The sequence below is a fragment of the Verrucomicrobiia bacterium genome, from assembly GCA_035946615.1.
Lineage (GTDB): Bacteria > Verrucomicrobiota > Verrucomicrobiia > Limisphaerales > UBA8199 > DASYZB01.
The window spans coordinates 26,871-39,007 of sequence record DASYZB010000008.1; the positions used below are offsets into that span (position 1 = coordinate 26,871).

Genomic DNA, 12,137 nt, shown 5'->3' on the forward strand with positions numbered 1-12,137 from the left:
TATGTCCTGGATCAAGCGCAACCTCTATTTTTTCATCGGGAGCATCCTGGCGGTGGGGTTGATGGGCCTGGCCGGCTGGTATCTCTATTCGAAATGGGACGAGAACAACAAGATCGTTCAGAGCCTGAACGATGATTATGAAAAACTCCGCCGTCTCAATACCCAAAAGCCGCACCCTGGCAATGACAAGATCAATAATATCCAGACGGCCAAGGACCAGCAAAAAGAGCTGATGGATATTATTTCCAAGGCGCGGGGCTATTTCCAGCGCATCCCTCCGACTCCGAATGAGGCCAATATCAATGACCACGATTTTACAGTCGCCCTCAGCCTGGCCATTAACGAGCTGCAAAAGGATGCCACCAACGCCAGCGTCATTTTGCCGCCGGATTATAATTTTTCTTTCCAAGCGGAGAAATCGAAAGTGTCGTTTGTGGCCGGGGGGCTGAGCCCGCTGGCGGTTCAGCTCGGGGAGATCAAAACTATTTGCGGAGTGCTCTTCGCCGCCAAGGTCAATTCGCTCGACAACATCCGGCGCGAGCGGGTTTCGAGCGACGATTCCAGCGGTCCGCAGAGCGATTACCTGTATGATAAGTCAGCCACCAATGACATGGCGGTGCTCTCGCCCTATGAATTGACCTTTAAATGCTTCAGCGCCGAGCTGGCGCATGTGCTGGCTGGATTTGCCAGTTCCTCCAACGCGCTGATCGTTAAAACGATCAATGTCGAGCGAGCGCCGGCACAGGCTGAATCCGAACAGCCCGGAGGTCCAGTCGCCCAGTACATCCAGCGTTATGCCGCGCCGGCTTACGATGCAATGTCAGAACAACAGAGGATCGCCCAGCGCTATGGGATATCGGCATCCGGGCCGGCCAACCGGTATGGCGGCGGCGGCCCCAGCCTTGCAGACCGTTACGGCGGTGGCGGAGGCGCCAGCCTGGGTGGTATTCCCTATCGCCCGCTGCAGGCCACAGAAGCACCACCGCCGGTTTATCAGCCGCCGCCGGTTTATGCTCCCACAGGGGCAGCCCCGCAGGCGGGAGCGCCGGGGGGCAAAGGCGGTTTGCCCACCGTTCTGGATGAAAAAGAGCTCAAGGTAACGCTCGCACTGGACGTGATGAAACTTCTGCCTTCGAAATAAGATGGATTTTCTCAAGAAACATTTTGAAAAAATCCTGCTTGGGGTGGTGTTATTGGGCCTGGCAGTTGCGGTGGCCTTTCTTCCGTTTGTTATCGCCAACGAAAAGCAGCGCCTCGAGGACATGAAGACCAGCGTGCTGCATCCCAAAGTCGAGCCGCTGACCAACCTGGACCTAAGCATGGCGCAAGCAGCCCTCAAGAGTGTCGCCATGCCGGTCAGTCTCGACCTGGGCCCGCCCAATCGCCTTTTTAATCCCATGCCATGGCAAAAAACGGCGGATGGCCACCTGGTCCCCCAGGACAAAGTAGGGCCGAGCGCGCTGACGATTGTCAGCATCACGCCGCTGTTTATGAAGCTGACGCTGGACTCGATTACGCCGGCGGACCCCGGAGGCAGCCCCCAGTACATCATTGGAATTGAAAAGCCGGCGGCCTACGGCGCGCGGAAGATCAAGACCCAGGACTATTGCACCACCAATCCGCCTACCCAGAACAAGACCTTCGAGATGCTTTCAGTCAAGGGCAAGCCGGATGACCCGCAGGTGATTGTAAAGCTCAAAGACACAGGGGAAACGGCGGCCATCAGCACCAACAAACCCTTTGAGCGCATTGAGGGCTACATGGCCGATTTGCGGTATGAACCTGAAAAGAAACATTGGGAAAACTGCCGCCCCAATGTGCGGACCTCGCCGCCGCTGGCCTTTAACGGGGAAGAGTACAACGTCGTTGCCATCAACCCCCGCGAGGTCGTGCTCGCCGCCAAGTCAAACGGGAAGAAATGGACCATCGCGGCCAACCCGACCAACGCCGCGCCCGTGACCGCTGCTTCAGCCAGCGCCTCACCCTAAAACCGATGTAAGATTTATCCTCCTATTTACTGAACCTAACTGTAAACCCCATGATGAAATCAGCCTCCCTCCCCATTGGTCTTGCTTTGTTCTTCGCCGCCGCGGCGGTTGTCCACGCCCAGGCGCCCGCTGAAGAAAGCGCCGTCAATGAAGCGGTCATGCGCCAGGCCGGGCGCATCACCCTGCGCCAGAAACTGGCCGCTGCCAGCGAAGCACAGGCCCGCCACGACCTGGTCACCGCCGCCAAGCTCTATGACGATGCCTGGCTGCTGGTGCAGAAAATCGGCGCCAACGTCGAGGCCGAGGCCGCCGATGCCCGCACGGGCCTGGCCACCGTCCGTCTCGAGTTGGCCCGAGAGGCCCAACGCCGCGGCGACCTTAAAGAGGCCGCTGTGCAGGTCAATGACGTGCTCCGCGTGGACCCCTCGAACGCCGACGCCCTGAGCTTCAAACGCAACAACCAAAAGCTCCTGGCCGAGCAGGCGGGCCGGATTCCAGACGACGATACCAAGAGCCAGGTCCCGATTATCATGAAGGAGAAAGTCAGCGCCGGCACCCTTGTCCAGGATGGCAAGCTGCTGTTTGAGATGGGCAAAATGGATGAGGCGCGCAAGAAGTTCGAAGAAGCCACCAAAATCGATCCGCAAAATCAGGCTGCTTATTATTATCTGAACCTGATCAACGAAGCGCGGTTCAAGGAGGCGCTCAATAAGCGGGATATTGCCTCCCGCACCGCCATCGTGGATATCGAGAATGCCTGGTACACGCCCCCCAATCGCGACAAGCTGCCGGTGCCCAACTTGTATGCCCGCACAAACCTCATTCATACCAGCCCCAGCCGCCAAGTCATTTATGCCAAACTCGACCGCATCCACCTGGATACCGTCACTTATGACGGGTTGCCGCTGACGGAAGTGGTGCGGTTGCTGAGCGATGAAGCGCTGAGGCGCGACCCGGAAAAGCGTGGGATTAACTTTATCGTCAATCAGAACGTCGATGTCGGCACCAGCGGCGGGGCAGGTGTGGCCGCCCCGGGGGCTATCGATCCAACCACCGGCTTGCCCGTGGCTGCCGCGGCCGCGCCGCCGGAGTCAGTGGATATGAGCCAGATTTCGATTAAGATCGTTCCGGCGCTGCACGATGTGAGCCTGGGGCAGGTCCTCGATGCGATTGAGAAAGTGGCGGATCGCCCAATTAAATACTCGATCGAGGATTATGCGGTGGTCTTCTCGTTGAAGACGCGCGATACGGCCGCGCCGCTTTACGTTCGGTTCATCAAAGTGGACCCGAACACCTTTCAGCAAGGCCTCGAGAACGTTGTCGGGTTTGACTGGGGTTCGATTGCCCAAGCCAGCAACGGCGGCGCAGGCGGAGCCGGCGGCATTGGCGGTGGCGGCGGCATTGGCGGGGGTATCGGGGGTGGTGGTGGCGGCATTGGCGGCGGCACTGGCGGCGGCCTGCTCACGGTGCCACGCGTCAATATCGCGCCTGGCGGAGGAGGAGGTATTGGGGGCGGGGGCGGAGTAGGGGGGGCCGGCGGTCTCTCCTCAGTGACGCGCACGAATAACATGGCCTTCGTCCAAGCCATGGTGCGCCAGTTCTTCCTGACGATGGGCATAGACCTCAATCCGCCTAAGAGCATTTTCTTCAATGACCGCGAAGGCACGCTGGTTGTGCGGGCCACCTTGCAGGATTTGGATACGATCGAGACCGCCGTCCAGGCCCTCGACATCGCCCCGCCACAGGTCAACATCAAAACCAAGTTCGTCGAGGTTGCCCAGAACGACAGCCGGGCATTGGGCTTCGATTGGTTTTTGGGCAACACCTTAATGAATAACGGGGCGCTCGGCTTCCAGGGCGGCTCGGCCCCGGCCTTTAACGGCGCCCCCACAACCGCCAACCCCTTGGGCTCTTTCCCCGCCAGTCCGAATCCGGCGCCGAATGACGTGCCCCAACTGCTCACCTCGGGCCTTCGCAACACGGTCGGCTCGCAAAACGCCTCCATCCCGGCTGTCGGCACCTTGAGCGGCATCCTGACGGACCCGCAGTTCCGAGTTGTGATTCGCGCCCTCGAACAGCGCGATGGGTCTGATTTGCTCAGTGAATCCTCGGTGACGACCCTGAGCGGCCGCCAGACCGAGGTTATGGTGGTTGATTTGAGGACGATTGTCATTGGGACATCGCTGGGCCAGACGGCTGGTGGCGGCTTCGGCGGCGGCGTCGGCGGCATCGGGGCCGGGGCTGGCGCGATTGGCGGGGCAGGAGTGATTGGTTCGCAGGTCAGCTATCCCACCGAGACGCTGCCGTTCGGCCCGACCCTGGACGTCATCCCTTACGTATCGGCAGACGGCTTTACCATCCAGATGACCATCATCCCGACGCTGGCCGAGTTTATTGGTTATGACGATCCCGGCGCGTTTGTGCCGCAGGTCCAATCGGTATCCAGCGGCGGCGCCGGCAGCGGCGTGGCTCTCCCGTTGACCGCCACGCTCCCTTTGCCCCGCTTCCGCATCCGGCAGGTGACCACTTCGGCCATTGTCTGGGACGGCCAGACGGTGGTATTGGGCGGCTTGATTGCTGAAAATGTGACCAAGCTAAAAGACAAGGTGCCTGTTCTAGGCGACCTGCCGCTGGTGGGCCGGATGTTCCGCAGCGAATCCACGTCGAGCCAAAAGAAGAACCTGATGATTTTCGTCACACCCACTATTATCGACCCGGCGGGCAACCGCGCGCATTCTGAAGAAGAAATGCCTTTTGCTCAAACCGCCATCCCGGTCCAAAAGCCTATTGTCCCCCTGCCGCAGTAACGCAGAGAAAGATGTCTAGTTATGTCATTGCGCTTTGTTCCTAAGGCCCTCCTGTGCCTCTCATTAGGTATAGGCATTTGTGGCAGCGTTTTTGCCCAGGGCACCTATGCGACCAACGGCGGCGAATATGCCATCGCGGGCGCTTTGCCTGGCGACCAGGTCCATCCGGCAGTTGCCCTGACCACCAACGGCGGGTTCCTGGTCTGGCAAGACAATATTACTGACCCCACTGGGCTGGGGATTAGCGCGTTGCGGCTGGACAGCAGTTTCTCGGGGGTCCTCTCTCCGTTTCGCGTGAATGCGGGCCAGGTCGGCGACCAGGAACGTCCGCAGGCCTCTTTGCTGTCCAATGGCGGGGCGGCCTTTGTATGGCAGGGAGGCAATCTGGGGTTTCAACACATTTACGCGCGGTTTCTTTCAACCAGCAACACCTGGCTCAGTTCGAGTGACATCCTGGTTAATTCGATCACCAACAAGGGCCAGCTTAATCCTGCCCTGGCCACCTTAGCCAATGGGAACGTGGTGGTTGTGTATGGCAGCATGAACCAGCAAGACACCAATAGCATGCAGGATGTCTATGGACAGATGCTCTCACCCACCGGCCAGAAGATTGGCGGTGAGTTCCTGGTCAATCTCTTTACTGCCTTTAACCAGCGCACACCCTCGGTGGCCGCCCTCAGCGGCGGCGGCTTCGTCGTGGTCTGGGTCTCTGAACAGGAACGCAGCGGGCCGGTGGATAGCCCAAGCAGCGGCGCGGACTATTCCCCCACGAACCTTCCCAGCGTCGATATCTACGCCCGCATTTACTCCGCCAACGGCACTCCCACTACCGGTGAAATCCTGGTCAATACCGATTCCTATGTTTGCGCTAATCCACGGGTAGCTGCCGGCACTGACGGCGGGTTCATGGTGACCTGGGGTCAGAAAAACACCCTGATCCAGGCCTATAGCTGGGATATTTTCGCCCGGCCATTTTCTGCGACAGGGGCCGGCGGCCTCGTTACCACAGTCAATACCTACCTGATCGGCGACCAGTATATCCCCCAAATCAGCGCCTTGGGCAGCGATTACCTTATCGTCTGGACCAGCCTGGGCCAGGACGGTTCACGCGAAGGGGTTTTTGGACAGTTCCTCAACAACACATCAGCCAAGATCGGCGGTGAATTCCAGGTCAATACAACCGCCATTGCCCAGCAGATGCACCCGGCGGTCGCTTCTGACGGGAATGGGCGGTTTCTGGCGGTCTGGACCAGCTATATCGGCGGGGTCGGCAGCTTCGACCTCTACGCGCAGCGTTACATCAATAATGCCGAACCGCTGCTGCCGATGAACGCGCCCTTTGTTTATGCGCCCTTTACTTTCAGCAATGGCGTCTATCAGCCCCAACTCCAGGTGAGCTGGCCGTTCGAGCCGGGGCTGCCCATCGATCATTATGAGGTCTATGTGGACGGCGCGGTGTCACCCGCCGTTTCGGTTGCGACCAATATGTGGACGCTCGCCGGCCTGGGTACCAGCAGCACCCATAAATTCCAGGTCGCCTATGTTGTCGCGGATGGACGCCGCTCGCCCCTCTCGCCGGCAACCAGCGGCTCGACCTGGAGCGGCTATAGCTGGGGCGGCATCCCCTTCGAGTGGATGTCCACTTATTACGGCGGGTCAGTCAATGTATTTAACTGGCCGTCGCCCAGCGCCCCGTTGAGCCCGGGGGGCCCTACGCTGGTGCAAGTCTTTCTGAGCGGCGGCAACCCCACCAACCCGAGCACGTGGTTGCACGTGGGCCTGGCGCCATCGCCACAGGGCTATTTCCTGACCTGGAACCCCCAGCCGGGCATGATCTACCAGGTCCAGAGTTCAGGTGACCTTCTCAACTGGACCAATGTGAGCAATCCCAGGTTCGCGGCCGGCGCCGCCGACTCGCTCTTTGTGGGCGCCAACAACGTCGCCTATTACCGCATCCTGCGCTTGCGCTGAAGGCCATGACCCCATTTTCTATGTTGCGATTATTGAAGCAAATCACCTGCCTGGCCCTTCTGGCAGCCGGCGCCCAGCTCTCGTTCGGCTTCGCGCTGCTGGGACCTATTAATGAACCTTACCAGACTCAGGAAATCGGATACAATCTGCCCGGTGATATCGGCGCCCCGAAGAATCTTGGCGAGGAGTACCGCCGCAATATGCCGGTCCTTTATTATACCTGTGATGCCAACTTCCTGGATTATTTCGGGTCCAACGGCCTGGCCGAGGTGGATAAAGCATTTAACGTTTTCAATAGCCTGACAAACGTTTCGAGCTACAGCAGTGATCTGTCTGAATTCCCTCTTGAAACGAAGCGAACAAACTATAAGGCGGAGTCCTTGTACATGTTCGATCTCAAGTCCTGGGTCATGTCGCTGCTGATCGAATCGATGGGTCTGGCTGAGCCGATCCGGTTTACATGGACATTGCACGACCGCTTCCTAATCCCTGGGGGCACCTGCCCCTTCGGTGAAGAATATATCATAATCAAGCGCAATTTCGATTCCGCCTTCGGCACCTCAGTCGATCAACTCAAACCAAGCAGCTATGTCAATAATATTCTCTATTCCTACCAAATCGCCGAGTACTGCACTGCCCCAGCCAACTTTCCATACATCGCCGTGACCTTTCCGTTTTCGGTGGACCCGGATGCGAACGCCTTTACGCCCGTGGCGTCAACTTTCGGTTTCGGCAATAGCTTCCTGTTCTCTCCTTACGGGCTGTTCTACACGGGAATAACGCGCGACGACGTCGGCGGATTGCGTTATCTGCTCCGCGCTAACAACATGAATGTCGAGAATGCGGGCCCCGGCACATTGACCCTCGAGACCAATTACGTTCCGCAGTTGCTGGTCAGTTCGAACTTGAGCCTCTTGGCGGCGCAAGCCATCACTAACGACGCGCCAACGCTCCAGGGCCTCTACCCGAACCTGGTCATCCTTTCGACGAGCAATTTCTTCTCGAACATCTTTACCACCAACATCACCGCTTATTTTACCAATTTCCCCTGGGACCCCGCCGGCACCCCTGCGCACCTGGCCTTTCTTACCAACTCGACCCCTTCCGTAGCGACGCGCTATATCCATACCTTCGGCAACGTCTTGCGCCTGTTGCCGACCGCCAACGGGTGGGTGGCTAAACCGCTGTTGAATGCACCCACCAGGCCGAACAGCCCGGAATGGGTGACTGTCGAGACCGACAGCGTGGGGGCTTCCAACATGGCCTGGGGGCCGGTCGGCAGCACGTTTATCACCACGAACGTTTTCGATCAGAGCTACATCACCAACGGGGTGGTGGGAGACTATGTAATCCTGCCGACCAACCTCTGCGATATTGGCATTGTTAGCTCGCAACTGACCAATGTCGTGTCCAGCACCAATGTCGTTTTTGTTGCCACCAATACCTTTGTGAGCACCAACGCCCTGGGCTTCACCAATGCGGGGACGCTCCTCTCCTACACCCAAAACCTGATCACTTATTTCACGAATCACACGTTTGTCATATATCCGGTGGTGTGCGATCCCACTAACGTTTCGCTGCGGCAGGGCATTGAGAAAATCACGTTTATCCGCCGAGACTATGATTCACTCCTGACGCGATTCTTCTATCCGATAACGAACGACTACACGATCAACACGGTCACCAATAACGCCATCATTCCCTTGCGGGTCCGGCGGGTGGTCACACAGCCCGATTTCCTGCTGACCGCCCAGGATACCGTGGCGGGGCCGGACGCCCTGCCGACTGTTCCTGCTGTGCGGCGCGATATTTTGTATAATACAAATAGCGAATATCTTGGGTTAGCCGGGCCTGGCACCATTGAACCGGCAACAGGGGCTCCAGCGGGAACCACCTTTATCTTCAATAAAGTCGGTCCGATGTTCATCAACTTCGGGCTCGTCAATACGAATGCTTATCTGACGGAAGTGGAACAGATTCCCATATATATTTGGGGTTCCTTTGATGCTTCGACCAATACGCCAGTGATATATCCTAATGACGTAAGTGTCAGCGACCTCGAGAACCAGGTCTTGATCCAGGTCACTCCTTCGGCCTTGCCGCCGGGAACCTTGGGAACCGCCTATTTGGGCCAGTTGCAAACGGTGGGTTATACCCCCAATTGGCAGGCTCCTTACTCGTGGTCTTTGGCGCCGGGTTCGCCGGGGTTGCCGCCGGGCCTGTTCATTACCAACCCTGGAGACGGTTCGGGGGTCATCAGCGGCACACCAACAACCGTTGGATTCTACGACTTTATCATTCGCGTGACCGATGCCGTTGGCCGCAACCTGGACCGGAGTTTCAGCATTAATATTACTCCCGATCCCTAGCGGACTGTAGAGCAACCGAATTCAACAATTTTATGAAGCAGAAGTTTTTAGCCGGTGTAACGGTGCTGGGGCTTGTGTCCGGCGCCATCGGCCAACCCTCGCAGATTTGGGAGAACTGGGGTCAGGTCTCCACCGCTCCCCAAATTGATGCCTTGACATTTATTAACCATCAGGGCGCCACGTTCGTCATCGACACCAGCGACTTGTTCGAGACCGCCGACACCCTCAATTATACCAACCAAGGCTTCATGAGCGGCTTCCCGGGATTCAATCTGCAGACATTCCCAACCGCGGTGGGGCAGCCGACAATGGCATCGAGTTTTGCCAACCTGGCCGGGGGTATTAATAACGGCGTCATCGATGTCAACGGCACCTTCTCCTTCATCCTGGCACCGGGTCTGCTTTTTGGAAATCTGACTGGCAATTCGAGGTTCCTCATCAGGGCGACGAACATCGTCAATAACGGCACGATTAATATGAGTGCCAGCAGCCTTCTGAAAATGGATGGGCAGAACATCGACTTGAGCCGCGGCGAGATGTCGATGGTCAATCCAACCACCTCGATTGTTTTTGGCACCAATGTCCTTTTTGGACGCACATTCAATGCGGGCATCCTGGACGGCTATTGGGCTGCGGACACCGCTACCAATGCCATGGTCCCCTCCGCTCTGCTCAATGACATCACCCCCTTTCACACCGTCACCAATCGACAATACCTCGTCTTTAATACCATCGTCTTCGCGCCGAACGCGGTCGTGTATGTCAATGATTCGGGGACGGTCAATTCAAACCGTTTTGTTCAGGTGGTGTTTCTGAGCAATCTGGACCCGAGTTTTGTAAATTCGGTTTATTTCACCCCTGCAGAAATCGCGGTGCAATGGCAGTGGGCAAGCCCCGTGTGGCCGACCCACTCTCTTCAGACCAATTTTATGTACCTCACTGACAATTTCGGCGAGGTGACCAATATCGGCGTGGTTCTTAATGGGGATATCAATCCCCAGTCAGCCTATCCAATCCCGACCTACAGACCGATGAACTATAATTTCGTCACAGGCACGCCTTACAACACGAACCTGGCGCCCGCGGTGGCCGGCTTGCTGCCAAACCTCTTTGGCAATACCTCCCTTACCAACCAATACGCCGCGTACGAAGGTATCTTTATCCCAGGAACCGAACTGGCAACAGACGTCGCCGGTGGGAATGCGACTAACATGGCTGGCCGGATAGAAATCACCGCGGATAACACCCTGAAATTAAACAGCAGCCGCATCTCGTCGCTCAATTACCTGCTCCTCCGGGCCACAAATCATTTCCGTGGCAGCCCCAACGCCATCATTTCGAGCCCAACCACCGACCTTTACCTGCGCACGACTAATGGGGTTCTGAATGTGACGAATATCCTGGTCCCCTTCCTCACGCATCCCTCGGGGACTTGCGACCTATGGAGCGGGCGCTGGACCAACGTGGTGAATAGCATTACCAATGGCTATCATGTGCTGTTCGTTGATAGCCTGCTGCGTCCGACTTCCCAAGCTCTCGTTCAAACTCTTAACCTGGCGGTGACGAATTTCTCGGGCGCGCCCAACAACCTGGTCATCAATGATGTCTTGAACGTGACCACGAACCTGTTGCTCAATGCCGAACGCGTCACATTGGCCACCAATGACCCCAGCGCGTTCAATCCCAACGGCGCCTTGAACATCCTGAACGATAATATCCTATGGTCCACGGCCACACCTGGCCTGCAGTATCTGACCAACTGGGGTGATATTATGACATTCAACGCGGCTTACTTCGGCGGCTCGCGCACCCAACCGCCTTACAACACCAATACGGTCGATATCCCTTACCAGGCCTTTGTGAATCACGGGGGCGTTACGAACCAAGGAGTCTTGATCTGGGCCAATTACTTCGAGAACAGCGGGGTTTTCGAGGATTTCCAGGGATCAATCGTCCTGCAACAATCTCAAACCGCGGTGCTCTCCGGCGGCGCGTTCGACGCGTTTAATGGCCAGGTCAGCATTAACTCGGACAACTTGAGCGTGAGCAACTACTCGATCTTTGCCGGCGGCAGCATCGATCTGACCGTGAGCGGCGCCATGACCGACGGCGGCCCATTCAATGGCAACCAGTGGTTCGCCGGCAACGGGTTCAGCCTCCATCAAAAACCGGCGACCGGCGACTTGCTTGGCACGATTGTCTTCAGTTCCGCCCCGGATTTTGCCGAGACCCTCAATTATTGGGCGGGTGAAGACCGCGGGGCGTCGCCCTCGGGTTACCTCAACAACGGGGCAGTGGGCCAGTTGATGCTCTTTGGAGGGACCAACAGCGCCTTCCATTTCATTGCGACGGGCGCCCAGAACGCGTTGTATGTCGATGTGCTGACCCTGAGCGGCTCGGCCATCAACCGGGACGCTGCCGGCAACTTCCCCAACCTCGATATCGACCCGAACATGACGGTCTATTTCGCCGATGCCCTTGTCAATGGCCAGTCCATTGCCGAGAAGCTCAACGGCAAGAACGGCGGGCGGCTGGTTTGGGTTTCCAGCTATGCCGGGGCTTATTCTTCGACCAATATCACCTATCCCAGCGGCATTACCTACACGTTCAACCGCGCGCTGGTGCAGAGCTGCACTATTGATTCCAACGGCAACGGCATCCCCAACTGCATCGACCCGGCCCCCATCCCGGTGCCGGGCCAGCTTAACCTCAGCGTGATGGCGACCAATTCGCCGCGCGCCAATGTGCTGACTTGGCAGACCCTGGCCAACTCGACCAATTACGTCTTCTACAAGACCTCGTTGGCGGGCGCCAATTGGCAACTGCTCACCAATTTTGTTTTTGGCCCGATTGCCGGGAAGGCGACGGTTCTGGACGCCACGGCCGCGTCGAGCCGCTATTACCGCGTGCGCATCGAGGGCAAGCAACCTTAGGGACAGCGGGGCAAATGAACTTTAGTCGCGCGCAGCGAGCAGTACCGCTGTGCGCTCAGTCGTGAAAGT

General features: G+C 57.7%; 6 protein-coding genes. All 6 read left to right on the forward strand.

Annotated features, from left to right (window positions below; translation table 11 throughout):
* Position 1 precedes the first annotated feature (1 nt).
* Genes VG146_00905 through VG146_00930 form a run of 6 tightly spaced genes read left to right on the forward strand, consistent with a single transcriptional unit; the run spans position 2 to position 12,068 of the window.
* The gene (locus VG146_00905; GenBank protein ID HEV2390898.1) at positions 2-1,141 is read left to right on the forward strand and encodes an Amuc_1100 family pilus-like protein; all 1,140 of its coding nucleotides are present in this window, start codon (positions 2-4) and stop codon (positions 1,139-1,141) included.
* 1 nt (position 1,142) lies between these two features.
* Complete coding sequence (locus VG146_00910) at positions 1,143-1,988, forward strand: hypothetical protein (GenBank protein ID HEV2390899.1); 846 nt, start codon at positions 1,143-1,145, stop codon at positions 1,986-1,988.
* A 50-nt stretch (positions 1,989-2,038) separates the two neighbouring features.
* Complete coding sequence (locus tag VG146_00915) at positions 2,039-4,795, forward strand: hypothetical protein (protein ID HEV2390900.1); 2,757 nt, start codon at positions 2,039-2,041, stop codon at positions 4,793-4,795.
* A 21-nt stretch (positions 4,796-4,816) separates the two neighbouring features.
* Positions 4,817-6,766: a hypothetical protein gene (locus VG146_00920; GenBank protein ID HEV2390901.1), complete on the forward strand. Its 1,950-nt coding sequence runs from the start codon at positions 4,817-4,819 to the stop codon at positions 6,764-6,766.
* Between the two features lie 20 nt (positions 6,767-6,786).
* Positions 6,787-9,135, forward strand: coding sequence for an Ig domain-containing protein (locus VG146_00925; protein HEV2390902.1), 2,349 nt, complete (start codon positions 6,787-6,789; stop codon positions 9,133-9,135).
* Between the two features lie 32 nt (positions 9,136-9,167).
* Complete coding sequence (locus tag VG146_00930) at positions 9,168-12,068, forward strand: hypothetical protein (GenBank protein ID HEV2390903.1); 2,901 nt, start codon at positions 9,168-9,170, stop codon at positions 12,066-12,068.
* The last annotated feature ends 69 nt before the right edge of the window (positions 12,069-12,137 follow it).

Excerpts from the sequence above, each read along its gene's own strand:
- VG146_00905 (HEV2390898.1), top strand. The coding sequence starts at position 2 with ATGTCCTGGATCAAGCGCAACCTCTATTTTTTCATCGGGAGCATCCTG.
- VG146_00930 (HEV2390903.1), top strand. The coding sequence starts at position 9,168 with ATGAAGCAGAAGTTTTTAGCCGGTGTAACGGTGCTGGGGCTTGTGTCC.
- VG146_00910 (HEV2390899.1), top strand. The coding sequence starts at position 1,143 with ATGGATTTTCTCAAGAAACATTTTGAAAAAATCCTGCTTGGGGTGGTG.
- VG146_00925 (HEV2390902.1), top strand. The coding sequence starts at position 6,787 with ATGTTGCGATTATTGAAGCAAATCACCTGCCTGGCCCTTCTGGCAGCC.
- VG146_00915 (HEV2390900.1), top strand. The coding sequence starts at position 2,039 with ATGATGAAATCAGCCTCCCTCCCCATTGGTCTTGCTTTGTTCTTCGCC.
- VG146_00920 (HEV2390901.1), top strand. The coding sequence starts at position 4,817 with ATGTCATTGCGCTTTGTTCCTAAGGCCCTCCTGTGCCTCTCATTAGGT.